The 25,335-nt window shown below is 65.2% G+C and carries 27 protein-coding genes; 14 read left to right on the forward strand and 13 right to left on the reverse strand.

The window, feature by feature from the left end:
* The first annotated feature begins 242 nt into the window (after window positions 1–242).
* A complete protein-coding gene (locus AX725_RS09930; protein ID WP_060978550.1) occupies window positions 243–1,259 on the forward strand; it encodes a tetratricopeptide repeat protein in 1,017 nt (338 codons plus the stop codon).
* Between the two features lie 203 nt (window positions 1,260–1,462).
* A complete protein-coding gene (locus tag AX725_RS09935) occupies window positions 1,463–2,215 on the forward strand; it encodes a LuxR family transcriptional regulator (protein ID WP_060978549.1) in 753 nt (250 codons plus the stop codon).
* 271 nt (window positions 2,216–2,486) lie between these two features.
* On the opposite strand, the gene AX725_RS09940 is transcribed toward AX725_RS09935, so the two are convergent.
* From AX725_RS09940 to AX725_RS09955, 4 genes are all read right to left on the reverse strand, one after another.
* A complete protein-coding gene (locus AX725_RS09940) occupies window positions 2,487–3,083 on the reverse strand; it encodes a hypothetical protein (protein ID WP_099046509.1) in 597 nt (198 codons plus the stop codon).
* The gene (locus AX725_RS09945; protein WP_060978548.1) at window positions 3,080–4,279 is read right to left on the reverse strand and encodes a M48 family metallopeptidase; all 1,200 of its coding nucleotides are present in this window, start codon (window positions 4,277–4,279) and stop codon (window positions 3,080–3,082) included. Before AX725_RS09945 ends, AX725_RS09940 begins: the two co-directional genes overlap by 4 nt.
* On the reverse strand, window positions 4,276–5,055 hold the full coding sequence (locus AX725_RS09950) for a hypothetical protein (RefSeq protein ID WP_060978547.1): 780 nt from the start codon (window positions 5,053–5,055) through the stop codon (window positions 4,276–4,278). Before AX725_RS09950 ends, AX725_RS09945 begins: the two co-directional genes overlap by 4 nt.
* Window positions 5,056–5,167: 112 nt before the next feature.
* Entirely contained in the window at window positions 5,168–5,839 is a 672-nt protein-coding gene (locus AX725_RS09955; RefSeq protein WP_060978546.1) for a YggS family pyridoxal phosphate-dependent enzyme, read from the reverse strand.
* A 23-nt stretch (window positions 5,840–5,862) separates the two neighbouring features.
* Here AX725_RS09955 and AX725_RS09960 point away from each other — a divergent pair, with 23 nt between their 5' ends.
* Window positions 5,863–6,429 (forward strand): thiamine phosphate synthase, encoded by a 567-nt coding sequence (locus AX725_RS09960; protein WP_060978545.1) that lies wholly within the window; start codon window positions 5,863–5,865, stop codon window positions 6,427–6,429.
* A 9-nt stretch (window positions 6,430–6,438) separates the two neighbouring features.
* Here the strand turns inward: AX725_RS09960 and AX725_RS09965 are convergent, their stop codons facing one another.
* Window positions 6,439–7,332, reverse strand: coding sequence for a LysR family transcriptional regulator (locus tag AX725_RS09965; protein ID WP_060978544.1), 894 nt, complete (start codon window positions 7,330–7,332; stop codon window positions 6,439–6,441).
* A 97-nt stretch (window positions 7,333–7,429) separates the two neighbouring features.
* Here AX725_RS09965 and AX725_RS09970 point away from each other — a divergent pair, with 97 nt between their 5' ends.
* The gene (locus AX725_RS09970) at window positions 7,430–7,759 is read left to right on the forward strand and encodes a nuclear transport factor 2 family protein (protein WP_060978543.1); all 330 of its coding nucleotides are present in this window, start codon (window positions 7,430–7,432) and stop codon (window positions 7,757–7,759) included.
* Window positions 7,756–8,544: an SDR family oxidoreductase gene (locus AX725_RS09975; protein ID WP_060978542.1), complete on the forward strand. Its 789-nt coding sequence runs from the start codon at window positions 7,756–7,758 to the stop codon at window positions 8,542–8,544. The genes AX725_RS09970 and AX725_RS09975 overlap by 4 nt, the downstream gene beginning before the upstream one ends.
* A gap of 114 nt (window positions 8,545–8,658) precedes the next feature.
* On the opposite strand, the gene AX725_RS09980 is transcribed toward AX725_RS09975, so the two are convergent.
* Complete coding sequence (locus tag AX725_RS09980; RefSeq protein ID WP_156441899.1) at window positions 8,659–9,330, reverse strand: hypothetical protein; 672 nt, start codon at window positions 9,328–9,330, stop codon at window positions 8,659–8,661.
* Between the two features lie 360 nt (window positions 9,331–9,690).
* Here AX725_RS09980 and AX725_RS09985 point away from each other — a divergent pair, with 360 nt between their 5' ends.
* The 5 genes from AX725_RS09985 (at window position 9,691) to msrB (ending at window position 14,803) form a co-directional block, all read left to right on the forward strand.
* Window positions 9,691–10,134, forward strand: a complete 444-nt coding sequence (locus tag AX725_RS09985) for a DUF3576 domain-containing protein (protein ID WP_060978582.1) — start codon at window positions 9,691–9,693, stop codon at window positions 10,132–10,134.
* A 24-nt stretch (window positions 10,135–10,158) separates the two neighbouring features.
* Window positions 10,159–12,672 carry a leucine--tRNA ligase gene (leuS, locus tag AX725_RS09990; protein ID WP_060978540.1) on the forward strand — a complete coding sequence of 838 codons (2,514 nt, stop codon included), beginning with the start codon at window positions 10,159–10,161 and terminating at the stop codon, window positions 12,670–12,672.
* A gap of 154 nt (window positions 12,673–12,826) precedes the next feature.
* Window positions 12,827–13,324, forward strand: a complete 498-nt coding sequence (gene lptE, locus AX725_RS09995; protein ID WP_060978539.1) for an LPS assembly lipoprotein LptE — start codon at window positions 12,827–12,829, stop codon at window positions 13,322–13,324.
* Window positions 13,321–14,358, forward strand: coding sequence for a DNA polymerase III subunit delta (holA, locus tag AX725_RS10000; RefSeq protein ID WP_060978538.1), 1,038 nt, complete (start codon window positions 13,321–13,323; stop codon window positions 14,356–14,358). Before lptE ends, holA begins: the two co-directional genes overlap by 4 nt.
* A 46-nt stretch (window positions 14,359–14,404) precedes the next feature.
* Entirely contained in the window at window positions 14,405–14,803 is a 399-nt protein-coding gene (gene msrB, locus AX725_RS10005; RefSeq protein WP_060978537.1) for a peptide-methionine (R)-S-oxide reductase MsrB, read from the forward strand.
* Window positions 14,804–15,061: 258 nt separating this feature from the next.
* Here msrB and AX725_RS20535 read toward each other — a convergent pair whose 3' ends face one another.
* From AX725_RS20535 to AX725_RS10020, 3 genes are read right to left on the reverse strand one after another with little or no spacing between them, the layout of a single operon-like run.
* A complete protein-coding gene (locus tag AX725_RS20535; RefSeq protein ID WP_067513294.1) occupies window positions 15,062–15,709 on the reverse strand; it encodes a Smr/MutS family protein in 648 nt (215 codons plus the stop codon).
* A 2-nt stretch (window positions 15,710–15,711) separates the two neighbouring features.
* Window positions 15,712–17,016 carry a murein transglycosylase A gene (gene mltA / locus AX725_RS10015; protein ID WP_066113854.1) on the reverse strand — a complete coding sequence of 435 codons (1,305 nt, stop codon included), beginning with the start codon at window positions 17,014–17,016 and terminating at the stop codon, window positions 15,712–15,714.
* A 23-nt stretch (window positions 17,017–17,039) separates the two neighbouring features.
* Window positions 17,040–17,702, reverse strand: a complete 663-nt coding sequence (locus AX725_RS10020; RefSeq protein ID WP_155645739.1) for a Tim44/TimA family putative adaptor protein — start codon at window positions 17,700–17,702, stop codon at window positions 17,040–17,042.
* Between the two features lie 217 nt (window positions 17,703–17,919).
* Here AX725_RS10020 and AX725_RS10025 point away from each other — a divergent pair, with 217 nt between their 5' ends.
* The 4 genes from AX725_RS10025 (at window position 17,920) to AX725_RS10040 (ending at window position 21,877) form a co-directional block, all read left to right on the forward strand.
* Window positions 17,920–18,426 (forward strand): protein-export chaperone SecB, encoded by a 507-nt coding sequence (locus tag AX725_RS10025; protein WP_060978534.1) that lies wholly within the window; start codon window positions 17,920–17,922, stop codon window positions 18,424–18,426.
* A gap of 25 nt (window positions 18,427–18,451) precedes the next feature.
* Complete coding sequence (murJ, locus tag AX725_RS10030) at window positions 18,452–20,029, forward strand: murein biosynthesis integral membrane protein MurJ (RefSeq protein WP_060978533.1); 1,578 nt, start codon at window positions 18,452–18,454, stop codon at window positions 20,027–20,029.
* Between the two features lie 35 nt (window positions 20,030–20,064).
* The gene (gene trpS / locus AX725_RS10035; RefSeq protein ID WP_060978532.1) at window positions 20,065–21,069 is read left to right on the forward strand and encodes a tryptophan--tRNA ligase; all 1,005 of its coding nucleotides are present in this window, start codon (window positions 20,065–20,067) and stop codon (window positions 21,067–21,069) included.
* 115 nt (window positions 21,070–21,184) lie between these two features.
* Window positions 21,185–21,877: a DUF4136 domain-containing protein gene (locus AX725_RS10040; RefSeq protein ID WP_060978531.1), complete on the forward strand. Its 693-nt coding sequence runs from the start codon at window positions 21,185–21,187 to the stop codon at window positions 21,875–21,877.
* A gap of 181 nt (window positions 21,878–22,058) precedes the next feature.
* Here AX725_RS10040 and dut read toward each other — a convergent pair whose 3' ends face one another.
* The 4 genes from dut to AX725_RS10060 form a co-directional block, all read right to left on the reverse strand.
* On the reverse strand, window positions 22,059–22,523 hold the full coding sequence (gene dut / locus AX725_RS10045) for a dUTP diphosphatase (protein WP_060978530.1): 465 nt from the start codon (window positions 22,521–22,523) through the stop codon (window positions 22,059–22,061).
* Entirely contained in the window at window positions 22,510–23,718 is a 1,209-nt protein-coding gene (gene coaBC / locus AX725_RS10050; RefSeq protein WP_060978529.1) for a bifunctional phosphopantothenoylcysteine decarboxylase/phosphopantothenate--cysteine ligase CoaBC, read from the reverse strand. Before coaBC ends, dut begins: the two co-directional genes overlap by 14 nt.
* Before the next feature lie 33 nt (window positions 23,719–23,751).
* The gene (locus AX725_RS10055; protein WP_155645926.1) at window positions 23,752–24,075 is read right to left on the reverse strand and encodes a hypothetical protein; all 324 of its coding nucleotides are present in this window, start codon (window positions 24,073–24,075) and stop codon (window positions 23,752–23,754) included.
* A gap of 61 nt (window positions 24,076–24,136) precedes the next feature.
* Window positions 24,137–25,312 (reverse strand): amino acid aminotransferase, encoded by a 1,176-nt coding sequence (locus tag AX725_RS10060; protein WP_060978527.1) that lies wholly within the window; start codon window positions 25,310–25,312, stop codon window positions 24,137–24,139.
* Between the last annotated feature and the right edge of the window lie 23 nt (window positions 25,313–25,335).

The raw sequence follows: 25,335 nt of genomic DNA on the forward strand, positions 1-25,335 counted from the left end.
GACGCTCGCGCGACCGCGCCTGCCAGCAAACGCTGCCCCATCCGGCGGCCCGCAACCCGATTTCTCCCCGATCGGTGCTGCTATCGCCAGATTGCCCCGCTGCCGCAAGAACTTGCCCAAAATTCGGTTGCGAACCCTATGCCGATATTTCTAGCAAAGAATGTGATCTTTACCACTTAGAAATTGGAAAATCTGGCCGATCGGCTAGCCTTCCACCCGGACGCGACAAAGAGACAGCCCGCATGACCGACCAACAGACCGATACCGACATGCCCCTTGCGGCAGAACCGGCTTCCGCGCGCGCTTCCGGCGGCCGCCCCGGTGTCGGCACGATCGCGCTGGCGGCCGCCGCGCTGATCGCCGTCACGGCCGTGGGGTACAAGGTCTATAGCGACCAGAAACCCGCTGCATCGGGACCCGTTGCCCCCCTGAACGCGCAGGGACAGCCCGCATCGGTCGATGAGGTCATCACCCAGCTCGAAGCCCGGCTGCGCGAAAACCCGAACGACGCCGAAGGCTGGCGGATGCTGGGCTGGAGCTATTTCGAGACGCAGCGCTTTGCCGAATCGGCCACCGCGATGCGCCGCGCCATCCAGCTGGCCCCCGGCAATTCGGAATATCACTCGATGCTGGGCGAGGCGCTGGTCATGGCCAGCAAGGACGAGGCGATCAGCCAGGATGCCCGCACTGCGTTCAAACGCGCGGTCGAGCTCGATCCCAAGGATGCGCGCGCGCGCTATTTCCTCGCCGCTGCCAAGGATATCGATGGCAAGCATGCTGAGGCGATCGAGGACTGGTTCGCGCTGCTCGCCGAGACGCCCGCCGACGCGCCTTATGCCAAGGACATTCGTGACGTGATCCGCAATGTCGGCAAGGAGCGCGGGATCGACGTGGAAAAGCGGCTCGCCTCGGCCAAGTTCGCGCCGCCCACGGCGGGCTTCCGCACCGACGGCGCCGAAACCGCGACCGCTGGCATCCCCGGCCCGACGCCCGACCAAATGGCGGCGGCCGCTGCCCTTCCCCAGGGCCAGCAGGACATGATGATCCAGCAGATGGTCGATGGCCTGGCCGAGCGCCTCAAGCGCGAGCCCGGCGATACCGATGGCTGGATCATGCTGTTGCGCAGCCGGATGCAGCTTGGCGAGACGGGCAAGGCCCAGGCGGCGCTGCGCGACGCCACGGCAGCGCTCAAGAACAAGGCTGCTGACCAGCGCAAGGTGCGCGAAGCGGCAGCGGCCCTGGGCGTCCCTGGCGCCTGAAACGATCGGCCAGCGCCACCCCGCCCGATCTTGTCCCCGACGACGAAATTGATCCGAACTGGATCGATGTAACGGTTTAATCGTTGCGTAGCGAACGTATCGTCAATAGCGATTCGCAAATCATTATCAATTAACCGTGTTACTCGCAGGCGAATCCCTGCTATTGCGCGTAACCATTGCCAACCGGGATTTCGACCAGCCTCATGCCCGAACTGGACCATGTCGAGCGCGCATCGCAGGCCATAGAGGCTGCGCAAACGCTTGAGGAACTTCTGGAAATTACCGCGCAAGCGGCAACGCCCTTCGGCTTTGCGCATGCAGCGCTGGCGCGTCACGTGCACGTGCAATCCGGGCTGATGGAGCCCGAAATGGTTACCAACTATCCACAGGCCTGGCACGATCTGTTCGCGCGACGGGATTATGGCCTGACCAGTCCGGTGCTCGCGGCATGCCAGCGCCGCGGTGGCGCCATCCGCTGGGAAGATCTGGAAACGATCATTCCGCTCACCCGCATCCAGCGCGAATATCTGGAAGAGATGCGCAAGCTGGGCTTGAATTCGGGTTGTACCATTGCCGGGCACATGCCCGACAGGCCCACCATCTCGGTGCATTTCGTCGTCGCCGGCGGCGAGCCGCTCGAAGCGCGTCCGTTCATGCTCGCCATCCTGCTCGGCATTGCCGCCGGGCAACAGGCGCGCACGCTATGGCAATCGCAATTGCCCCAGGTGCAGGTGACCCAGGAAGAGCGCCTGTCGCCTCGCCAGGTCGATTGCATCAAGCTGGTCGCACGCGGCATGACGAGCTGGGAAATCGCGGCGGTGCTCGGCATTTCGGACCAGACGGTGAGCGAATATCTCACCGATGCGCGCCGCCGCCTCGGCGTGTCCAACCGCGCGCAGCTGGTGCTCAAGTCGCTGAAACTCGGCTATTTCACACTCGACGACGTCACCGAATAGCCACCGGTTGGCCCCAGGCCTGTACGATCGTCCAGCCCGATCCGCTGCTCCGAGCAGCGACACGTGGCGGTGGGGCGCATCGCCGCTCCGATCGCTTCTGGAGATCGACCTGTGGAGCATGCGGTCGCTCGCCCCGTTTCTATGGCCAACGCTACGGGCCGGATATCATCCGGGGAACATTGCCCCGGTCTCAGCGCCCCGTCTTGCACGTGTGAGCGCCTCGCAAGCCTGTACGAATGTCCCGAAATACCGGCGCGCGGCCATGGCTGCTTCAGGACAGGCGCGCGCTTTGAACAATGCGATGGAAATCGTCGATATTGCGTTCGAAGTAATGGAGCCGCGGGGCATCGAACCCGATCATGTAAAGCCGGCCTGCGATGATCGCGGCATGCGCCTCGCCCTTGCGGGTGAGCTGATCCTGGTCGACATATTCATATGTGAACATGACACCATCCTGCCCCAGAAAGCGCGTCGGCTGCACATCGGTAACGCGGAAATCGGCGATCTGCTTGGCGGTGCGATAGGTTGCCTCGAACAGTTCGGGCAGTTCCACGAGCAGGGTTCCGGCACCGAATTTGGGCAAGGGCTCGCGTTTCTTGCTGCGTTCGCGCACGAGCGGCTTGCCCGGCTCGATCCCGGCGAAAAAGGTGAGATCGTTGAGCTGCCCGCCATCGAGCGTCCAGGTCTCCGTATGCTTGCCGACATTGCCGTCGAGCCGGTTCCAGTCGCGCCCCGGTGTGACGGTGAGCGGCGAATCGGCGATGCTGACCGCCACCCCCTGCTCGCGCAGCTTGTGCGCCATGGCGGTGGACGGCAGCAATGCGATGATCAGCGTCGCGGCAAATGCAGCGATAAGACGGGACATCATGGCGCGGGCACCTCTTCGGGGATCATCATGCCGATCAGCTTCGCATCCGCTGCATCGGGCTTGAGTTCGAGATAACGGCGGAGCGCCTGCTGCCCTGCGGCCGCCTGACCGGTCTTGAGCAGTGCCAGGCCGAGGCCGCGATGCGCCTCGGGATGGGCGGGATCGAGCGTGATCGCCTCGCCATAGAATTGTGCGGCATGGACGAGATCGCGCGGCGCGCCGCGCAAGCGATAGAGCTCGCCGCGCGCATGCCAGAGCGGCGCGGTCCAGCCGCTTTCGGCCAGTGACTGGATGATATATTCGCTTGCGCCGAAATCGTTGAGCTTGATCTGATCGTCCAGCAGCTGCGGCAGCCAGGGCGCGAGCGCCTCCCGGTAGCGCGCCGCGCCATCGTCGCGCGTCGCAGCATCCGGCCGGGCGAGGAGGGCGAGCGTCGTGGCGCGCTCCGCTTCGGGTGGGTGCGTCGCATAAAAGGGAATCCGGTCGAAGCGCGGCTTCTTGAGTCCCTTGGCTCGGGCATCGGCGGTAAACTCCGCCATCAGGCGCTCCCAGACCCGCGCCGCCGCCTGAGGTCGGAGCGCGCTGGTGTTGAGATAGCCAATGCCGAGGCCATCGGCCTCCCGCTCCTGGTCGCGATTGAAGCGATAGATGCTGCCGATAATGGTCAGCTGCAGATTGCGATAGGTGCGCAGCATGTCATAGCTCGGAGCGAGCGAGCCGAGCACCGCCGCCCAGGCCAGCACATCGCCTCCCGAGCGCTGCGCCTTCAGCCTCTCGAGGGAATGGCGCGCTTCGAAATGGCCAAACTCATGGCCCAGCACTGCGCCCAGCTCGGCCTCGCTATGCACACGCAGCAGCAGTCCGGAATAAACCTGCATGAGCCCATTGGGTGACATGCTGGCGTTGAACATCGGCACGCGAACGATATAGATTCGCGTTGCGCCGCATCGATCCTGCCCGACCGTATCGCACAGAACCTTCGTGACATAGGCCTGCAAGGCCGGATCGCGGACGATCATGTCGGACTGGGCAAATCGGCGCTCCTCCTCGTCCATTTCGCGCCAAAGACCCTGTTCATCCACGCCCTGCGGTTGATAGGCCCCGGCATAAGGCGGCGGAAGCGGAGGTTCGGCTTGAGCGGAAACGCCCGCAGCAAGGGCCAGCATGCCGATCGCCAACCGCATCCGCGCGATCATGGTCTGGCCTGCGCGGTTGCGGCTGGCGCTGCGGCCTCTTTCGCAATCGTACTGCCCGGAAAATCCTCGAGCAGCTGGCGCACGCGCTTCATCGCGCCCTCGGCCTCGCGCACATCGCCGCCCATCTGGAAATCGGCGTTCAACCACAGCAGGTCACCGGTCCTGAGGTCGACCAGCCCGGCATAGCCCGCGTGCACGCCCGAGGTGAAGCCGACCCCCGCCACCAGTCCGACGATCTGCAGCATCTTCCGCCCGGTCGATCCATATTGATCGTCCGTATAGAGGAACAACGCATAATCGGCCTGGTCTGCGCCGGGCAGCTTCGCCACACCGGGCCCGAGCGACCAGTCGAACTGGCCCGCCTTGTTGTCACGCTTCTTGGTGGGCAGTCGATTGCCGACGAAGAACTGATATTCGATGACGGCCCGCGATACCGCGGCAAACAATGCCTGATGCTCCGCGACCAGCCGGGCATCCTCGCCATAGGCTTCGGGCGCAGCGACAACCGTATTGCCCAATTGCCGCTGCAGCTCGACCAGCGCCGCATCGATATGGCGGCGCGCCTGATCGGTCCATTCGGCGCGCGGCTCGGCCATGCCCCCGGTCGATTGCTCGGCCACGCGCACCGAGGGGCGCAGCACCAGGATGGTCTTGCCGCTTTGCGGTGGAAGGGCAAAGCCCTGACGCACCGCCGATCGCTCCTGCGCCAGTACCGGAGCCGAAACCGCCGCCCCCCATAACAGAAGCGAAGCCAAAAGGCCGAATATCGCACGCATCCCCTACCCCCGTTCCATCATGGGAGCATAGAATAACTTGTGTCCGTTATTCTATGGGAAAGCGTGCGATTGCTTCATTATGGATATGATTGTCGGCATCGTCCGGAAATGCTTAGCGGGCCCCGAACAGGGCGGAACCGACCCGGACATGCGTCGCGCCAATTCTCACGGCGGTCTCGTAATCGCCCGACATGCCCATGCTGAGCTGATCGAGGCCATGGTCGCGCGTCAACTTGGCGAGCAGCGCGAAATAGGGCGAAGGCTCCAGATCGGCGGGCGGTACCGCCATCAGCCCGATGACGGGCAGATCGAGCGCGCGCACATCGGCGAGAAACTGCGGCAGCTCGGCGATCGCGCAGCCGCCCTTCTGCTCTTCCTCGCCGATATTGACCTGGACGAAGCACGGCACACGCCTGCCCGCCTTGTCCATCGCCGATGCCAGCGCCTTGGCCAGCGACGGGCGGTCGAGCGAGTGGATGCAGTCGAACAGCGCGACCGCTTCGTCCGCCTTGTTCGATTGCAGCTGGCCAACCATGTGCAGCTGCAGATCGGGGTAGCGCTCACGCAACGCCGGGAACTTGAGCGCGGCCTCCTGCACCCTATTCTCGCCGAAGACCAGCTGCCCCTCGCCGATCAGCGCCTCGATGGCCTCGACCGGCTTGGTCTTGGAAATGGCGATCAGCGTGGTCGATCCGCCGGGGCGACCGGCGATCTTTTCCGAGCGGGCGATATTGTCGCGCACGGTCGAAAGCGGGGTGGTGGGGGCGTCGCTTTGTATATCCATGGGGCGCGGCTATAAGCCCGGACATGCGCCGCCGCCAGCCCGGAAACACGACGTCAGGCAACGTCCTGCCCACACTCTGGCTGATCAGCGATGCACGCAACGATGCCGTGCTCGAACGCGCGATCCGGCGGCTGCCGATGGGAGCAGGGCTGGTGTTTCGCCATTATCACCTCACCACCGAGTCACGGCGCGCGCGGTTCGAGCGGCTCGCCAAACTGATCCGCGCGCGCGGCGGCATGATCGTACTGGCGGGCGATGGGCGCACCGCAAGACAGTGGCGCGCCGATGGCAGCTATGGGGCGCCCGGCGGCAAGGCGGATGCGCGGCTGATCCGATTGCTGACCGTTCACGACATGCGTGAACTCGCCCGCGCCAACCGGCAAGCTGGACCAGCACAGGCGCTGATCTCCCCGGTCTTCGCCACGCGCACGCATCCCGGGGGCGCATCGCTCGGCGTCCCACGATTCGCAGTACTGGCGCGGCTATCCCGCCTGCCAGTGATCGCACTGGGCGGGATGACGCGGGCGCGGTTCCGAAGGGTTGCACGGATTGCAGAAGGCTGGGCGGCGATCGACGGGTTGTCGGGCTGAGCTATCGCGTCAGCCGAAGGAACGCCGCGCCATCTCGATCAGGGCCTTGAACGCGGCCGAGGCATTGCGACGGTTTGGATAATAGAGACAAAGCCGTTCCAGCGGCGGTGTCCATGGTTCGAGCAGGCGAACCACCCGACCCGCCTCCAGATCCTCGCAGATATCCGATTCCATGAAATAACCGATGCCGACATTTTCGAGCACGGCGATGCGCGCGAGACTTGCCTCGTCGAGCGTGATTGGCCCCTCGACATCGATCTGTAACGGCTGGCCGTCATTCTCGAACTGCCATCGGTGCAGCGCGCCGTTTGGCAGCCGGACGCGCAGACAGCGATGCCGCAACAAATCCGGCGGTGTTGCCGGCACGCCATGCGCATCGAGATAGGCGGGGGATGCGACCACCGCGAAACGGCGTGGCGACCCGACGGGGATGGCGATCATGTCGCTGGGCACCAGATGCGCGCTGCGCAGCCCAAGATCAAACCCTTCGGCGACGATGTCGACGATGCGCCCCTCGGTGACGAGATCGATATGCACCTCGGGATAGCGCTGGAGGAATGGTAGCAGGAGCGGTGCCAGAATTTCGCGCGCAGCGGTCGGGAAAGCGTTGATCCGGATCGTGCCAGAGGGCGAATGCTGCTGGGCGCTCGCCGCCAGCATCGCATCGTGCAGCGTGGCAACGGCGGGTGCTACCTGATCGACGAAGCTGCGACCGGCATCGGTGAGCGAGACACTGCGCGTGGTGCGGTTGAACAGGCGGACGCCGAGCCGCCGTTCGAGCGCGCCGATCAGGTTGCTGAGGCTGGTGGTCGAGAGACCGAGCTCGATCGCCGCGGCGCGGAACGATCCCCGCCGCACAATGGCCAGCACGGCGTCGAACTCGATCAAGCCCTGTCTCGACATTATCCTTCCTTTCGCAACACTACATACCTCTCTATCCCGCTTATTAGCAATTATTGGCCTCTCTATAATCGCTCCGACCCCATCAAGGAGCAGAGCCATGCCGATCGATCTTCCCTGCCCCATTGCCGATTATGTCGCTGCCAACGCGCGACTCGATATCGATGCGATGCTCAAACCTTTCACGCCCGACGCGATCGTGGTCGACAATGGCAAGCGGTATCAAGGCACAGCGCAGATCCGCACACTTTTCGAGCGGGAGGTCATCCCGGTCGCGGCGATCTTCACGCCAGACATGGTTCGGACAGAAGGCGATCGGGTGATTGTCGAAGGGCCTGTGCATGGCAGCTTCAACGGTAGCCCCATTGGCTTCACCTATGACTTCGCGCTGACCGGCGATGCCATCGCGGCGTTGGAGATCACACTGTGACGTTGCGGGTCGATCCAAACGAGTTTGCGGGCAAGCGCATCGTCGTCAGCGGCGGCTCAAAGGGATTGGGGCGTGCGACCGTCGAGCGCTTCGTGGCAGGCGGCGCACGGGTCGTGACTGCAGCCCGGTCCAGCGTGGAACCGAGCGAAGGCGTCTTGTCGGTTCAGGCCGATCTGACCACCCCACAAGGCATTACGGCGCTAGCTCAGGCCGCGCTCGATCATCTCGGCGGCGTCGAGATCGTCGCGCATGTGCTCGGCGGGTCCTCCTCACCGGGCGGCGGCTTTGCCGCGCTGTCGGACGAGCATTGGCTGGCCGAGCTGAACCTCAACCTGATCGCGGCGGTGCGTCTGGACCGGCTGCTGGTCCCGCAAATGACCGCGCGCGGTTTGGGTGCGGTGGCGCATGTGACATCGATCCAGTCGGTCATGCCGCTGCCCGAATCGACCACCGCCTATGCCGCCGCCAAGGCCGGCTTGAGGACCTATAGCAAGGCGCTGTCCAAGGAGATCGGGCCGCAGGGTGTGCGCGTGAACAGCGTCTCGCCCGGCTGGATCATGACCGAAGCATCCTCGGAGTTTCTCGAGCGGCTGCAGGCGGCCGAAGGCGGAACGATCGAGCAGGTGCGGCAGCGCGTGATCGACGGGCTGGGCGGCATTCCGATCGGGCGGGGGGCCGAGCCGCACGAGGTGGCCGATCTCATCGCCTATCTCGCCTCGGATCGCGCGGCGGCCATCCACGGGGCGGAGTTCGTCATCGATGGAGGGACGATCCGGACGGTGTGAGGTGAGCGGCGCCGTATCACCCTCTCCCAGCTTCGCCTAGCTCGCTTCGCTCACAAGGCTTCGCAACCCTCTCCCATCCAGGGAGAGGGCAGTCAGTGCTGATACATCGCGAAATCAGAAGCGGAACTCGGTCCCGACATAGACAGCCTGGCTGTCATACTGCTCGTTGGTGAGCCCGGTCAGGCGGTCGCGTTCACTGCGCAGGCGGATGCCGGCGGTGACGTCGAGATTGCGGGTGACCTTGTAGGCGCCGCCGACGTCGAGCGAATAGCTGCCCTGGTCGTTGAACGGACGCACCGCGCGGGTGGTCGGGGCCTGGACATCGTCCATCTCGATCCGCGGGCTGAACCGGCTCTTGCGCTGCGATGCACCACGGCCGAGCTCGCCGATATCGGGCAGTGCATCATCCGACTGGCGGATGCTGGTGGGCAGTGCGAATTTGGTAAAGCCCTTGGCCACGCCCAGGCTGTAGGCGGTCGGCGTGATCTGGACGACACCGTCGCCCTTGCCGCCGTCGCTCGCCAGATCAGGCCGCATGTTGATCGCCTTGGCCGAGTCGGGGCGGATGCGCACCGCGATGGTCAGCGCGCGCGGACCGTCGGTCGCGGCAGACGCTGCAGGCGTGAAGCGGAACATCTTGTCACCGCGCAGTGCCGAGAATTTGAGCTTGTCCGCCAGACGCGGATCGACCGAGGCAGGCGTGAACGAACCGATGCCGCCGCGCGCATCGATCGAGACGGGTCGCGAGTCGAAACCGGAGGAAAAAGCGAGCGCAATCGACGGCACCAATGCCGCAGACCCGAGCAAAAGCCCTGAAATTGCCAGCTTTTTTGTAACTCCCGCTTTCATCGTCTTATTCCGACCCCGCCGCATCCCTGTAAAACGCGTTAACACAAAAACGCGTCCATGGGGGATCAAAGCACCTTCCCGTAAAAATAATCTCAAACCGTTGCAAACAATCCACAATCGGTTGCGGCTCTTTCTGCCCCGTCCTGCGGGGTACCAGAGCTCTGCCAGACGGCAGAATATCCGGGGAATTCTTGCTGCGCGCTGAACATGCACCGGCATGCGCAAGTGCTTGCCGAAGCAGCCCAAGCCACTATAGAAGGCCGCTGTTTCAAGCTGCGAAGATATAAGGAAGCCGCCATGCCCGTACCCCGTTTTGCCCGTGCCGCCCTTTGCGCCGCTGGCACGCTGGCGCTGCTTTCTGCCTGCGGTGGCGGGGAAAAGCGCGCCGAGGCGGATATCGCCGCCAGCCAGGTGACCACCATCGGCGTCAACAGCTATCTGTGGCGCGCCTCATTGGACGCGCTGTCGTTCATGCCGCTGCTCCAGGCGGACAGCGCCGGCGGCGTGATCGTGACCGACTGGTACGCCAATCCGCAGAGCCCGTCCGAGCGGATGAAGGTGACCGTATCGATCCTCGACCAGGATCTGCGCGCCGATGCGCTGCGCGTCGCCGCCAGCCGCCAGGTCAACCAGAACGGCCAGTGGGTCGATGCGCCCGTCCGCGCTGCCACGGTGCAGAAGCTGGAAGAGGTCATCCTCACCAAGGCCCGCGACCTGCGCCAGTCCGCCATTCGCGAATAACACCCTGTCTTTCAGAGGGATACAATGAACGAGAAGACGCGGTTCAATCCGCTGGCCGCCGATGCCCGCTGGCAATCGGTGTGGGACGAGCGCCAGTCCTTCAAGGCAGACAGCAACAGCCCGAAGAAAAAGGCCTATGTGCTGGAGATGTTCCCCTATCCGTCGGGGCGCATTCATATCGGCCATGTGCGCAACTACACGATGGGCGACGTCATCGCGCGCTATCGCCGGATGCAGGGCTTCGAGGTGCTGCACCCGATGGGCTGGGATGCGTTCGGCATGCCCGCCGAGAATGCCGCGATGGAAAAGGGCGTGCACCCCGGCGGCTGGACCCGCGACAATATCGCGGCGATGCGCAAGCAGTTGAAGCGCCTCGGCTTCGCGCTCGACTGGAGCCGCGAGCTGGCGACCTGCGAGCCCGAATATTACGGCCACGAACAGGCGCTGTTCCTTGACCTGTACGCAGCAGGCCTGGTCTATCGCAAGGAAAGCGCGGTCAACTGGGATCCCGTAGACCAGACCGTGCTCGCCAACGAGCAGGTGATCGACGGCAAGGGCTGGCGCTCGGGCGCGCAGGTCGAGCGGCGCAAGCTGAGCCAGTGGTTCCTCAAGATCACCGACTTTGCCGACGAGCTGCTCGAAGGGCTGGATACACTCGAGGACTGGCCCGAAAAGGTCCGCTCGATGCAGGCCAACTGGATCGGCAAGAGCCAAGGGCTGACATTCAGCTTCACGCTTTCCGGCGGTGCCAGGACCATCCCCGTCTATTCGACCCGGCCCGACACGATCTTCGGCGCGAGCTTCGTTGCGATTGCGGCTGACCATCCGCTGGCGGTCGAACTCGCCGCGAGCAATGCCGACGCCGCCGCGTTCATCGAGCGCTGCAAGGCGGGCGGCACCACCGCGGCCGAGCTGGAAACGGCGGAAAAGCTCGGTTTCGACACCGGCCTCAAAGCCATTCACCCGTTCGACCCGAGCTGGGAACTGCCCGTCTTCATCGCCAATTTCGTGCTGATGGACTATGGCACCGGCGCGGTGATGGGTGTGCCCGGGCATGACCAGCGCGATCTCGATTTCGCGCGCAAATACATGCTGCCGGTGACCCGTGTGGTCGCAGCCGAGGGCGACGAGAACGCCCCGATCCATGACGAGGCCTATACCGGGCCGGGCAGGATCATCAATTCGAGCTTCCTCGACGGCATGGCGGCGGAAGAGGCCAAGGCCGCGGTGATCGCGCGCGCCGAGGCCGAAGGTTGGGGCCAGGGCACCACCGTCTGGCGGCTGCGCGACTGGGGCGTCTCGCGCCAGCGTTATTGGGGCACGCCGATCCCGTTCATCCATTGCGACGATTGCGGCGTCGTCCCCGTGCCGAAGGACCAGCTGCCGGTCACCCTGCCCGAGGATGTCAGCTTCGACATTCCCGGCAATCCGCTGGTGCGCCATCCGGCATGGAAGCATGTCGATTGCCCGAAATGCGGCAAGGCTGCGGTGCGCGAGACCGACACGCTCGACACCTTTGTCGATTCGAGCTGGTATTTCCTGCGCTTTGCCAGCCAGCCATCGGACAAGCCGTTCGACGCGCAAGAGATCGCCAAATGGCTGCCGGTCGGCCAGTATATCGGCGGGGTCGAGCATGCGATCCTTCACCTGCTCTACGCCCGCTTCTGGACCCGCGCGCTGGCGCGGATCGGCAAGCTCGACGTGCAAGAACCGTTCGCCAGCCTGTTCACGCAGGGCATGGTGACGCACCAGACCTGGCAGGACACGAACGGCAAGTGGCTTGGCCCGGAACAGGTCGAGAAGAACGGCGAGGATTGGATCATCACCGAGACCGGCGAACCCGCGATTGCGGGCCGCGTCGAGAAGATGTCCAAATCCAAGAAGAACGTGGTCGATCCCGACGAGATCGTGAACCGCTATGGCGCAGACGCGGTGCGCTGGTTCATGCTCTCCGACAGCCCGCCCGAGCGCGACCTGCCGTGGAGCGAGGCGGGCATCGAGGGCTGCTGGCGCTTCGTCCAGCGCTTGTGGCGCGTGTTCAACTCGGTCGAGGCGGCCGAAGGCCAGGACAAGGCTCTGGACCGCAAGCTGCACCAGTCGATCGATCTGATCGCCAAGGATATCGAGGCGCTCGCCTTCAACAAGGCGGTGGCGCGGCTGTACGAGCTGACCAACGCGATCGAGAAGGCCGCGCCCAGCGCCAGCCGCAACGTCGCGATCCGCGCGCTGGCAAGGCTGGTGGCACCGATGGTGCCGCATCTTGCCGAAGAAGCCTGGGAAGTGCTCGAAGGCCATGGCCTGATCGCCGATGCGAGCTGGCCCGAGGTCGATCCGGCGCTGCTGATCGAGGACGAGGTGACGATCGCGGTGCAGATCAAGGGCAAGCTGCGCGATACGCTCACCGTCGCCAAGGGCCTGCCCAATGAAGAGCTCGAACGGCTTGCACTGGCATCCGACAAGGTGCAGCGTAGCCTGGACGGCGCGGCGATCCGCAAGGTGATTGTGGTGCCCGACCGGCTGGTCAATCTGGTGGTGTGATGAATGCACGTGCCAACTTGCGTCACCCTGAACTTGTTTCAGGGTCTATTTCTCCCCATGCGGCTTCGGCTGCTGGGGCACGATGGATGCTGAAACAGGTTCAGCATGACGAAATTGGCGAGATAACTGCCTCCCACCTTACCGGAGCGAACTGATGCGCGCCCTCCTCCCCCTCGCCCTGCTCGCCACGCTGTCCGCGTGCGGGATGAAGCCGCTCTATTCGAACGGCACGCAAGGCGCGGTTTCGACCACGCTGGGCGACGTCGCGGTCGCGCCGATCCAGGGACGCGCAGGCTGGCTGGTCAAGAATGCGCTCGACGACAAGCTCGATGCGCTGAGCAATGGCAACCAGAAATACAAGCTTCAGGTCGTGCTCGACGACAAGATCACCGGTTTCGGTCTGCTCGCCAACGACCAGGTGACGCGCGAGCGCAGGACGCTGCGCGCGCGCTATCAACTGGTCGATATCGCCAGCGGCGAGACGGTGCTCGATGCGACCGCCGCCTCGGACGCGGGTATCGATATCGTCAGCAGCGAATATGCGACGATCGCGGCGGAAAATCGCGCGCTGGAAAACCTGTCGCTCGAGATTGCCGACCAGATCGTGACGCGCCTGTCGCTATTCGCGCGCGAGGTTTCGGCCGCGCGATGAAGGGCGATGTCGGCGCGATCCAGGCGCTCGCCCGCAAGCCGCGCCCCGATATCCGGCTCTATCTGATCTTCGGTACCGATGACGGCGGCAATGCCGCGCTGATGGCGGACATCATCGCGAGCTTCCCCAAGGGCACCGAACGCACCGATATCGACGGGCATCAGCTCGCCAAGGACCCCTCGCTGCTCGCTGCCGAGGCCGCCTCGCTCTCGCTGTTCGGCGATGCGCGCTATATTCGCGTCCATACCAGCGGCGAGGAAAGCCTGCCCGCGGTCGAGGCGCTGCTCGCGGCGGACAAGGCGGTGAACCCGGTCGTCATGCTGGCCACCAGCGTGACCGACAAGTCGCGCATCGCCAAGGCGGTGCTCGCCGCGCCCAATGCCATGGCGGTGCAGACCAAGATACCGGGGCCGGACGACATGGCGCGGATCGTCACCGAACTCGGCCGCGCGGCGGGGCTCACCATTGATGCCGAGCTGGCGCATGTCATTGCAGGGTTCACCGCTGCCGATCGCAGGCTGGCGGCGCAGGAGATTGAGAAGCTCTCCCTCTATCTCGATGCTAGCCCCGAAGAGCCCAAGCCGGTCACGCGCGAGGCGATCGCCGCGCTGCGCGCCGATGCCGAGGATGACGCGATGCAGCCGATCATCAACGCGGCGCTCTCCGGCGACCTCAAGCGCCTGCCGGAGGAACTCAAGCGAATGCGCGAGCAGGCAGTGTCCGAGGTCGGGCTGGTCATCGTGATGCAGCGTCAGGTGATGCAGCTTGCCGGGCACGCACAGCGCATGGGCCAACCGCGCGATGTTTCGGCTTGGGTGCGGCAGGAAATGCAGAGCCGCAGGTTGTGGGGCGGCGGCAGCGCGAACGACTGGACGCGCCAGCTGCGCGCCTGGGGCCGCCCGCAGGCGGTGGCGCGGCTTTCCGAACGGCTGCTCGCGCTGCAACAGGCGATGATGAAGGCAAGCCCCGGCCCTGCGCTGCTGCTCGAGCAGGAACTGCTCGAAATCGCCCTGGTCGCCGCGCGCGCATCTTGATCTTTGGGCCGACTGGGCCATGTTACTGTCTCCCCAGGAGAGACAGATGAGCGACACGAAGATCAGCGACGCCGAGTGGCGCGCGAAACTCAGCCCCGAACAATATCATGTGCTGCGCGAAGGCGGCACCGAGCGGGCGTTTACCGGCAAGTATAACGACCACAAGGGCACCGGCATGTACCGCTGCGCCGGATGCGGTGCGCCGCTGTTCGAATCCGACACCAAGTACAATAGCGGCTCGGGCTGGCCGAGCTTCACCGCGCCGGTCGAGCAGGAAGCCGTCAGCGAGATCGTCGACACCAGCCACGGCATGGTCCGTACCGAAGTGCGCTGCGCGCGCTGCGATGGGCATCTGGGGCATGTCTTCCCCGATGGTCCGGGACCCGAGGGGCTGCGCTACTGCATGAACAGCGCCTCGCTGGATTTCGAGCCGAAAGAGGATTGATCGGCCTCTCTGTTTTCCGGCGGAAGCCGGAATCCAGAGGCGAGGTTGCACTGTAGCCGCTCTCGGCTCCGGCTTTCGCCGGAGAACAGGTTGGGATGATGTTCGCTAGATTTGACACCACGTCCCTCGACTTTAGTTTACCCTGAGCGGCTGGCCTGTCAGCCAGTCGAAGGGCTCGGGACAAACGGGAAGTGGTGCATTCTCGGCTTAACCCAAATCCGTTTGTCCCGAGCGCAGTCGAGGGACGTGCGCACCTAACTAGCCCCGCCGCCGCCTGAGCACGATATACAGCGCCCCGTCCCCACCATGGCGCGGATGCGCGTTGCGGACCGCTGCGATATCGCCCGCATGGCGCGACGAGGCGAGCCAGTCCAAGACCGCTGCGCGGATCGCTCCACGTCCCGTCTCCGGCGCGCGCGCCTTGCCGGTGATCAATAACATCAACCGCATGTCCGCCGCGACCGCCTGACCCAACGCCAGGTCAAGCCGCGCGTAAGCGCTGGCGAGCGTGTGGCCGTGCAGGTCGATCGTGACATCGGGCTGCACCCCGCCCTTGGCCATGCGCCGATCCCAATGGCCGTCGAGATTGCCCTTGACGGTGGGGACAGGCGCGGGGGTGAAGGTCCAGCCAGGGGTGGGTTTGGCTGCAGTTGAGCTGAGCCAATCCTCCCCCTTGATGGGGGAGGCGCGAGATTTGGCCGCATGCGGCCTAGTCGCAGCGGTGGGGGTGAGCGAGCCTTTGAGTGCAGCGGCAGACGCTCCATCACCCCCTCCCAACTCTCCCCCATCAAGGGGGAGGGCTTTGGGTGTGCTGGGGGCCTTGACCCGATCCTTGAACGGCTCGACTGTCGCGATCACCCGTTTCCACAGGGCCGCTTCCGCATCGGTCAGCGGCCTGCGGCTCATCGTCAGCGCGCCTGGGCAGCGAGCCGGTCGTAGCTCCCGCGCGGCAGCAGGATCAGCGCCAGCCCGCGCGCGGACATGCCGCCGGCGATGGTCCGCGCCTGATCGCCCGCGCCCCAGAAGGTGTCGAACCGGTTCGCACCCTTGATCGCGCCGCCGGTATCCTGCGCGATCCACAGCCCATTGGGCTCGGCCCGGTCCATCGACAGGAAGACCGGCGCGCCCAGCGGGATGAACTTGGGATCGGCGGCGACCGAGCTGCCGGCCTCGACCTGATAGCCGAGCGCCCCCAGCGGCCCCGGCCCGGTCAGCTCGCGGAAGAAGACGAAGCTCTTGTTCTCGCGCATGATGCTGCGGCCCTGTTCGGGATTGGCGCGCAGCCAGGCGACGATGCCCTGCATATTGGCCTGGCCGGGCGCGAGCAGCCCGCGATCGCGCATCAGCGCGCCGATGCCGGTATAATCGCGCCCGTTCTGGCTGGCATAGCCGATGCGCACCACCGACCCATCAGGCGCGCGCAGGCGGCCCGAGCCCTGGACCTGGAGGAAGAAGAACTCGATCTCGTCCGCCGCCCAGGCAATCACCGGCGCGCGGCCGCTGAGCGATCCCTGCTCGATTTGGGTGCGGTCGTCATAGGGCACGAAATCGCTGCCCTTCACCTTGCCGCGAATCTTCTTGCCCGCCCATTCGGGGGAGAATTGCGACAGGTCGACATCCACCAGATCGGATGGCCGACCATAGACCGGCACCTCGAACCCCGGCTGGCGGGTGCGTGTGCCGGCGATTTCGGGCTCGAAATAGCCGGTGGCGAAGGCCGCGCCTTCGCCGACCTGTACCGCCTCGAACGCTTCGGCGAAGAAGCGCGCGGGGTCCTTGTCGCCCCAGGCAGCAGCGGCGTCGCATGGAGCGCGCCAGTCCTCGGGCCGGGTGAGGCCGCTCGCATCCTGGCGCTTGGTGACCGACGGGCAGGTGAGGCGGAATGCGGCGAGCGCGGCGCGCGCATCGTCAGGCGCGATCGGCAGGCTGGCAATATCGGGACCGCGGCGCAGCGTCTGCCCCGCAGCCTGCGCGATATCTGCGCTCGCGATCACGCCCGCCCCGGTCATTGCAGGCAAGGGCGTGGCGCGCGGGATCACATAATTGGAAACAGCACCCCCAGCAGGCGGTGTCACGGGCCGCGAAGGCGCAGGCGTGACCGTTTCATAAGGGAGGCGCGATGGCGCTGGCGTGGATGCCGTGTCCCCCGAAGGAACGACACCCGCGCATCCGGCGAGCGTCAGCGGCACTAGGGCAAGCGCCAGCCTTTGCATAGCAGCCCCCTGCCCCGTCGCAATCAGGCCTGGTCGGTTTCGACCAGAATCCAGTTGGGATCATTGCTGCGCAGGTCGCGCTGGAAGGTCCAGACATCGTGCGTCTCGACTGCATCGGTCAGCGATCCGGCAACAAGCTCGCCATCGGGACCACGCACGACCGCCGCAATGTCGGAATCGAAGCGCACGGTGATGCGCGCCATCGGCGCGTCATATTCGGCGTCGACGATGCGCGTTTCGTCGATGCGAACCAGCCGGTTCTCCAGCGTCTCGCCGCGCGCAGTGCGCTGCTCGATCGATTCGGCGAAGCTTTCGTAGACTTCATCATCGCACAGGCTGCGCAGTTGTTCGCGGTCGCCCGACCAGAAAGCTTCGAGGATCATGCCATAGGCAGCCTTGGCACCTTCGCGAAAACGGCCGACATCGAAGCTGCGATCGGACGCGAGAATTTGGCGGATGCCCGGCTCGGCAGCGATGTCGAACACGGTCGAGGTGCCCGGCGTCAGTCCAGCGGGCTTGTCGTCGAGCTGCGGGCGCTCGATCGCCGTGGGGCGTTTGGTGACAGGCGTGTCCATCCCGCGGGTCAGCGGTTCCTGCTCGTGCCCGGTGCGTTTGCCCAGCACCGAATAGAGCCGGAGCCCCAGAAATGCTGCAACCATGGCCAGGATGATGATTTCTACCGTCACAAGACTTCCCGTTTGCCCACCCGTGTGGAACGTGATGCTGCCAGCGCAGCAGGTTGAAAGCACAACATAGGACATGTCGGCCAATATGCAAATCGCTTTGGCCCGATATCCGTTGCGCCGGACCTGCACTTTCGCGACGCTTGCGCATGCAGCACAGCCCGATTAGAGCGCGGCACAGGACGCGCGGGGCGCGCAACTGCATCGAAAGGGATTATTCATGGCCGAAGACGGCACCGTAAACACGCAAGAGTCGGCGCTGAATGGCGCAGCGGGACCGCAGGCTGGCCTGATCTCGCAATATGTGAAGGACCTTTCGGTCGAGAACCCGAACGCCCCCGACAGCTATCAGTGGCCGGGTCAGTTGAGCTTCGACGTGCAGTTCCGCGCCGAATCGCGCCAGCTCAATGAAGAGGTGCATGAAATGCTGTGCACCTACACGATCGCAGCCAAGGCCGAACAGGGCACCGCCTATCTGGTCGAACTCGCCTATGGCGCGCTGGTCGGCCTGCGCGGCATGGACGAGGAGCAGACCCGCCGCTTCCTGTTCGCCGATACGCCCCGCATGGTCTTCCCGAACATCCGCCTGATCCTGGGCAATGTCATCCGCGATGCGGGCTATCCGCCGCTGGTGCTCGAGCCGATCGATTTCGTCGGACTGTACGAACAGCAGAGCCAGGACCCGAATTTCGGTGCGGCAATGCCGCCTGCGGAAGGCAACGCCTGATCCTCGCTTCCTGGGGCATCATCCGATGAACCTGCTGCGCGCCGTCTCCACCATCGGCGGTCTGACCCTGGTCAGCCGCGTGCTGGGGATGGTGCGCGACATATTGATGGCCCGCTATGTCGGCGCAGGCATGGCATCGGACGCGTTCCTGATCGCCTGGCGGCTGCCCAACCTGTTCCGCGCGCTGTTTGCCGAGGGCGCGTTTGCCGCGGTCTTCGTGCCGATGTTCAACCGCAAGATGGCCGAGGCGGACAAGGACGCGCCCGGTACCGGACTAGACATCGCCAAGGCCTTTGCCGGCCAGGTGCTGTCGGTGCTGGTGCCGTTCCTGGTCCTGTTCACCGCGCTGATGATGCTCGCTGCAGGGCCCGTCGTCTATGCGATGACCGGCGGCTTTCCCGATGGCGGGCCGGAAAAGTTCGCGCTCGCGCGGCACCTGACGATCATCACCTTTCCCTATCTCGGGCTGATCTCGCTGGTCTCGCTCTTGGGCGGCATCCTCAATTCCTTGAACCGCTTCTGGGTCAATGCCGCAGCGCCCATCCTGCTCAACATCTGCATGATCGTCGCCTTGCTGTTCTTTCGCGGCGACAATGAGGTCGACACCGCGATCACCCAGGCGATCGCCGTCACCGTCTCGGGCGCGATGCAGTTGCTCTGGCTGATCCTGTCCTGCCGCGCCAATGGCGTGGTGCTCAAGCTCTCGCGCCCGCGCCTGTCGCCCGACGTCAAGGCAATGCTGCTGCTCATTGCGCCGGCAGCAATCGGCCAGGGTGCGATCCAGTTCAACCTGCTGATCTCGACCTCGCTCGCCGCACGCTATTTGAGCGAAGGTGCGGTCTCGTGGATCTATTATGCCGACCGGCTGAACCAGCTGCCTTTGGGGCTGATCGGTATCGGTGTCGGCACCGCGATCCTGCCGATGCTCTCGCGCCAGATCGGCGGCGGCGACAGCGCGGCCGCGCTCAACACGCAGAACCGCGCGCTCGAACTCGCACTGCTGCTCGCGCTGCCTGCTGCGGTCGCTTTGGTGACCGCCGCCGGGCCGATCATCCACGGCGTGTTCCAGTACGGCGCGTTCACCGCCGAGGACACGCTGGCCACCGCGCAGGTGCTTGCCGCCTTTGCCTGCGGGGTGCCGGCCTATGTGCTGATCAAGGTACTCACACCCGGCTTCTATGCCCGAGCCGATACCAAGACGCCGGTGCGCCTCGCATTAGCGGCCATGCTGGTGAACCTTGTCGGCAATCTGGTGCTGATCTGGCCGCTGGGCCCCGTCGGCGTGGGCGTAGCCACCGCGCTGTCGGCCTGGGTCAATGTCGGCCTGCTGTTCGGCGTGCTGTACAAGCGCGGGCATATCCAGCCCGACGGGCGACTGATTGCCAAGATGTGGCGCATCATCGCTGCGTCGGCGCTGATGGGCGTGGCGCTCTGGCTTGGCGGGCATCTGGCAGAAAGCTGGATGGAAGGCAGGCTCGAGCACCGCATCGCCGCACTCGCCGTCTTGTGCGGCGGCGGCGCGGCGGTATATGGGCTCGCAACGCTGGCGCTGGGCGCTTACCGGCTCAGCGAGATCAAGGGCATGCTGCGCCGCAAGGCGTGAAGCGGCCCGCCCCTTCAGGCGAGAAAGTAACCGACATGCGCGTCCTTTCCGGCATCCAGCCGACCGGCAATCTGCACCTGGGCAATTATCTGGGCGCGATCCGCAACTGGGTGAAGATGCAGGACGAGATGGACGCGGACAGCGCGTGCTTCTTCTTCCTCGCTGATCTCCACTCGATCACCGTGCATGAAGAGCGCGAGACGCGCATCCGCAACGTGCGCGAGATGGCCGCCGCGCTGATCGCCTGCGGCATCGATGCCGACCGCAGCGTGCTGTTCAACCAGGCGCGCGTTCCCGCACATGCCGAGCTTGCCTGGCTGCTCAACGGCACCGCGCGCATCGGCTGGCTCAACCGCATGACCCAGTTCAAGGACAAGGCCGGCAAGAACCGCGAGGGCGCGAGTGTCGGCCTGTTCGTCTATCCGGTGCTCCAGGCCGCCGACATCCTGCTCTACCAGGCGACGCACGTTCCCGTGGGCGAGGACCAGAAACAGCATCTGGAACTGACCCGCGACATCGCGATGAAGTTCAACACCGATTTCGGGGTCGAGCTGTTCACCCTGCCCGATCCGTACATCCCGAAGGAATCGGCGCGGATCATGAGCTTGCGCGACGGCAATGCCAAGATGTCCAAGTCCGACCCGTCGGACATGAGCCGCATCAACTTGACCGACAGTGACGACGAGATCGCGCAGAAGATCCGCAAGGCCAAGACCGACCCCGAACCGCTGCCGGACGTCGCATCCGCGCTCGAAGGCCGGGCCGAGGCGCTCAACCTGATCGGCATCTATGCGACGCTGACCGAATCGACGCCCGATGCGGTCTGCGCCCAGTTTGCAGGCCAGGGCTTCGGCGCGTTCAAGCCCGCGCTCGCCGAAGTGCTGGTCGAGACGCTGCGCCCGATTCGCGAGCGTTTCGTCGAGCTCAAGGAAGATGAGGCTGCACTCGACGCGATCCTCGACAAGGGCGCGGAAAAGGCGCGGTCAGTCGCGGCGCCGACACTCAGCGGAGCTTATGAGGCGCTCGGCCTGATGCGCTGAGCCGAAGCTGAACCTGCGCAGAATTGCGTTCAAACGGGGTTCATTCGCGGCCAGTTAGTCCTATATCCAGAGTCGGACGGCGCAGGGTCGCGTGCGTCCGCCATGGAGAGACAAAATGACTGTTCGCAGCCGTTTTACCCGTCGTGCAGCGCTGTTTGCGGTGCCCGCCCTTGCCCTTGCGCTTTCGGCCTGCGCCACCCCGTTCAAGGCCGATGTCGCCCGCTTCCAGGCTCTGCCCGCTCCCCAGGGCCAGAGCTTTGTCGTCACCGCATCCGATCCGCGCCTGCAAGGCGGGCTGGAATTCGCGCAATATGCCGGGCTGGTGACGCGCCAGATGAGCCAGCTGGGCTATGTCCCCGCCAGCGATCCTTCGCGCGCCGACATGGTGGTGAGCTTTGCCTATGATGTCGACAATGGCCGCGAAAAGGTCGTGTCCGACGGCTTTGGCGGCGGCTGGGGCGCCGGTTTCGGTCCGTGGGGCGGTCCCTGGGGCGGCTTCTACGGTCGCCGTGCCTTTGGTTTCGGCTTCTATGACCCGTTCATCTTCGGCCCTGGCTGGAATAACGATGTGCGCAGCTACACCGTGTACACCAGCGAACTCGACCTGAAGATCGACCGCGTCGCCGACAATCAGCGCCTGTTTGAAGGCAAGGCCGAGGCCCAGTCGCGCAGCAAGAACCTGCAATATCTGGTGCCGAACCTTGTCGATGCGATCTTCACCGATTTCCCCGGCCGCTCGGGCGAGACGGTGCGCATCTCGATCGCACCCGAAGGCAAGAAGGTGAAGCCGATCCGCGAGACGCGGTGAGCATAGGCTAACCCTCCTAAATCCTCCCCGAGCTTGTCTCGGGGAGGGGGACCGCCGATCAAAGATCGGTGGTGGAGGGGAAGCGGGATCACGCTTGGAATCGCGGCAGTGCACATCCGCTGCCCCTCCACCACCCGCTGCGCGCGCGGTCCCCCTCCCCCAGCAAGCTGTGGGAGGATTTTTATACCCCCGTCGAGCCGAAGCCGCCGGTGCCGCGTTCGGTAGCGTCGAGATCATCGACCTCGGCGAAATCCGCGCGCTGCACCGGTGCGGCCACCAGTTGCGCGATGCGGTCACCCCGGCGGATCGGGAACGGCGTGTCGCCATGGTTGATCAGGATGACCTTGAGCTCGCCGCGATAGTCGCTGTCGATCGTGCCGGGCGTGTTGGGCACGGTGATGCCATGCTTGAGCGCGAGGCCCGAGCGCGGGCGCACCTGCACCTCGTATCCGTCGGGAATCGCCATCGCAAAGCCGGTGGCCACCGCATAGCGCTGACCCGGCATCAGGTCGAGCTCTTCAGCCGCGACGACATCCATCCCCGCCGCGCCCGCTGTCGCGTAGGCAGGCACCGGCAGCCCCTCGCCACGCGGCAGCCGCTTCAACCTTATCGTGATCGGCGCCAGCGGGTGTTCAGCGGACGGCATCAGCGATCTTCTCCATCAATTTGCGCGCGACCTGGTCCTTGGGCAGGTTGGACCAGCTTTCCACGCCATCGGCGGTGACGATGTGCACCGCGTTCTCGTTCCCGCCCATCACATCGCCGGAGACGTCATTGGCGACGATCCAGTCGCACGCCTTGCGCGCCAGCTTGGCCTGGGCATGCGCGATGACATTCTCGGTCTCCGCAGCAAAGCCGACCAGCAGTGCGGGCCGCCGCGCGTCCCGGGCCAGCCCTGCCAGAATGTCTGGATTCTCCGCCAGCTGCAGCACCGGTAGCGCGCCGCCGGTCTTCTTGATCTTCTGCTCCGCCGCATCCGCGGTGCGCCAGTCGGCCACCGCCGCGACCAGGATCGCGATATCGGCTGGCAGCGTCGCATCGACCGCCGCCGCCATCTCGCGCGCGGTCTCGACATCGATGCGCGTCACCCCCGGCGGAGTCGGCAGATGCACCGGCCCGGCGATCAGCTGCACCTCTGCACCCATGGCCGCCGCGGCTTCGGCAATCGCAAAGCCCTGCCGCCCGCTCGACCGGTTGGCGATATAGCGCACCGGATCGATCGGCTCGTGCGTCGGCCCGGCGGTGATAAGGATGCGCTTGCCGGAAAGTGGTAGCGTTGGAGCAACGGCAGCACCCGCCCGCACGGCCAGAGCCTGTTCGATCTGCTCCATGATCGCCACCGGCTCGGGCAACCGGCCCGGCCCGTATTCGCCGCATGCCATCGCGCCGTCATCGGGATCGACCACCGTGATGCCGTCGGCGCGCAACCGCGCGACATTGCGCTGGGTCGCCGCATGCTGCCACATGCGCACGTTCATCGCGGGCACCGCCAGTACCGGCGTGTCGGTGGCCAGCAGCACCGTCGTCGCCAGGCTGTCCGAAATCCCCGCCGCCATCTTCGCGAGCAGGTCTGCGGTGGCGGGACAGACAACGATCAGGTCGGCCTCGCGGCTCAGCTGGATATGCCCCATCTCGGTCTCGTTCTTGAGATCCCAGAGCGTGGTGAACACCTCGTTCTCGCTCAGCGCCGCGAGCGTCATCGGCGTGATGAACTGCGCGCCGCCATCGGTCAGCACGCAGCGCACGCTCATGCCCGCCTTGCGGATCAGCCGGATCAACTCGCACGCCTTGTACGCGGCGATGCCGCCGCCGACGATAAGCAGGATATGGGGTGGTTTCATGGGGGCCAGCGGTAAATGCTGCGCGCGCGCCGGTCAACGATAGTGCCAGCTTTCGAGCAGGCGGGAGGTGCCGGGGCGATAGGGCTGGTCAAAGGCATCGGGCGGCCGCGTCTCGCCGCAGCGATAGAGCGGCCCTGCGACCAGCCGCCTGCGATACAGCGCGGTCAGCACGATGGCATGGGCCAGCGCACACAGCGCGACGCCGATCAGCTGGCCCGCGCGCCCCTCGATCAGAAGCGAACCGTGGGGGACAAAGTCGGGCAGGCGAACGAGACCGATGGCATGCGCGCACAGAATCGCTGTGGCCAGAGCGGCCAAGTGATCGCGCATCCGCAACAGGGTGGAACACAATGACATGCGATCCGCCTACACGGCGCGCAGGGCGCGCGCTGTGCGGCAGATCGCAGTCAGGCCGGAATCACGCGGTGACTGCGCGCAGCCCCTCGATGAAATGCGGGATATTGGCTTCCGTGAACCCGGCAATGTTGATCCGGCCCGAACCCGCCATGTACACGCCCCAGTCGGCGCGCAGCGCGGCAATCTGATCCGGCGTCAGCTGGAGCACCGAGAACAGGCCGTTCTGCTGGCCCACGGCTGCCAGATTGACCGATCCGATCGACTGGTAAGAAGCGAGCGTGTCGCGCACGCTGCGCATCCGCTCGCGCATCGAATCGAGTTCAGCGAGCCAGATCTTGGTCAGCCCCTCGTCTTCCAGCACGATCCTGACCGCAGCCGCGCCATGATCGGGCGGCATCGACCAGTTGGCACGCGCCAGCGCGGCCAGGTTCGACTGGATCGCGGGCTGCTGCTCGGCGCTTTCGGTCATCACATAGAGCGCGCCGACGCGCTCGCGATACAGGCCGAAATTCTTGTCGCAGCTATAGGCAATCAGCGCCTCGGGCACCTTGGCAAGGACGGTGCGCAGGCCATAGCCGTCGGCCTCAAAGCCATGACCCAGGCCGTGATAGGCCAGATCGATCAGCGGAAAGAGTCGCTTGGCCGCGACCGTCTCGGCAATCTGCTGCCATTGCTGCTCGCTGTAATCCGCACCGGTGGGATTGTGGCAGCAGCCGTGCAGCAGCACCGCATCGCCCGCATCGGCCTTGTCCAGCGCGGCTTCGAGCGCGGTGAAGTCGAGCTTCTGCGTCGCGACGTCGAGATGACGGAAGGTTTCGCTCGCCAGGCCCACGGCGTTGAAGATCTGCACATGGTTGGGCCAGCTGGGCGTGCCCATCCAGATACGCTTGACGCCGGCCTTGAGCAGCAGGTCCGCTGCCAGCCGCACCGCGCCGGTGCCGCCGGGGGTCTGCAGGCCGTCGATGCGCCCTGCCGGATCGAAATCGCCCAGCATCCAGGGCATGATCGCGCGGACAAAGCCCATATCGCCTTCGGGGCCGAGATAGCTCTTGCTGTCCTGCCCGTCGAGCAGGCGCGCCTCAGCCGCCTTGATCGCCTTGAACACCGGGGTGGCGCCATCGGCGGTGCGATAGACGCCCACGCCCAGGTCGATCTTGGTCGGGCGGTCATCGGCCGCATAAAGCTTGATCAGCGCGAGCAGCGCATCGGCCGGTTGCGCCTTCAATTGTTCCAGCACGGGTAATTCCCCCATCTCACGTT

It is taken from the genome of Blastomonas sp. CCH9-A1, assembly GCF_001557175.1.
Classification (GTDB): domain Bacteria; phylum Pseudomonadota; class Alphaproteobacteria; order Sphingomonadales; family Sphingomonadaceae; genus Blastomonas; species Blastomonas delafieldii_A.

Coding starts and splice junctions, on each gene's coding strand:
- AX725_RS09930 (WP_060978550.1), top strand. CDS start 243: ATGACCGACCAACAGACCGATACCGACATGCCCCTTGCGGCAGAACCG.
- AX725_RS09935 (WP_060978549.1), top strand. CDS start 1,463: ATGCCCGAACTGGACCATGTCGAGCGCGCATCGCAGGCCATAGAGGCT.
- AX725_RS09940 (WP_099046509.1), bottom strand. CDS start 3,083: ATGATGTCCCGTCTTATCGCTGCATTTGCCGCGACGCTGATCATCGCA.
- AX725_RS09945 (WP_060978548.1), bottom strand. CDS start 4,279: ATGATCGCGCGGATGCGGTTGGCGATCGGCATGCTGGCCCTTGCTGCG.
- AX725_RS09950 (WP_060978547.1), bottom strand. CDS start 5,055: ATGCGTGCGATATTCGGCCTTTTGGCTTCGCTTCTGTTATGGGGGGCG.
- AX725_RS09955 (WP_060978546.1), bottom strand. CDS start 5,839: ATGGATATACAAAGCGACGCCCCCACCACCCCGCTTTCGACCGTGCGC.
- AX725_RS09960 (WP_060978545.1), top strand. CDS start 5,863: ATGCGCCGCCGCCAGCCCGGAAACACGACGTCAGGCAACGTCCTGCCC.
- AX725_RS09965 (WP_060978544.1), bottom strand. CDS start 7,332: ATGTCGAGACAGGGCTTGATCGAGTTCGACGCCGTGCTGGCCATTGTG.
- AX725_RS09970 (WP_060978543.1), top strand. CDS start 7,430: ATGCCGATCGATCTTCCCTGCCCCATTGCCGATTATGTCGCTGCCAAC.
- AX725_RS09985 (WP_060978582.1), top strand. CDS start 9,691: ATGCCCGTACCCCGTTTTGCCCGTGCCGCCCTTTGCGCCGCTGGCACG.
- leuS (WP_060978540.1), top strand. CDS start 10,159: ATGAACGAGAAGACGCGGTTCAATCCGCTGGCCGCCGATGCCCGCTGG.
- lptE (WP_060978539.1), top strand. CDS start 12,827: ATGCGCGCCCTCCTCCCCCTCGCCCTGCTCGCCACGCTGTCCGCGTGC.
- holA (WP_060978538.1), top strand. CDS start 13,321: ATGAAGGGCGATGTCGGCGCGATCCAGGCGCTCGCCCGCAAGCCGCGC.
- msrB (WP_060978537.1), top strand. CDS start 14,405: ATGAGCGACACGAAGATCAGCGACGCCGAGTGGCGCGCGAAACTCAGC.
- AX725_RS20535 (WP_067513294.1), bottom strand. CDS start 15,709: ATGAGCCGCAGGCCGCTGACCGATGCGGAAGCGGCCCTGTGGAAACGG.
- mltA (WP_066113854.1), bottom strand. CDS start 17,016: ATGCAAAGGCTGGCGCTTGCCCTAGTGCCGCTGACGCTCGCCGGATGC.
- AX725_RS10025 (WP_060978534.1), top strand. CDS start 17,920: ATGGCCGAAGACGGCACCGTAAACACGCAAGAGTCGGCGCTGAATGGC.
- murJ (WP_060978533.1), top strand. CDS start 18,452: ATGAACCTGCTGCGCGCCGTCTCCACCATCGGCGGTCTGACCCTGGTC.
- trpS (WP_060978532.1), top strand. CDS start 20,065: ATGCGCGTCCTTTCCGGCATCCAGCCGACCGGCAATCTGCACCTGGGC.
- AX725_RS10040 (WP_060978531.1), top strand. CDS start 21,185: ATGACTGTTCGCAGCCGTTTTACCCGTCGTGCAGCGCTGTTTGCGGTG.
- dut (WP_060978530.1), bottom strand. CDS start 22,523: ATGCCGTCCGCTGAACACCCGCTGGCGCCGATCACGATAAGGTTGAAG.
- coaBC (WP_060978529.1), bottom strand. CDS start 23,718: ATGAAACCACCCCATATCCTGCTTATCGTCGGCGGCGGCATCGCCGCG.
- AX725_RS10055 (WP_155645926.1), bottom strand. CDS start 24,075: ATGTCATTGTGTTCCACCCTGTTGCGGATGCGCGATCACTTGGCCGCT.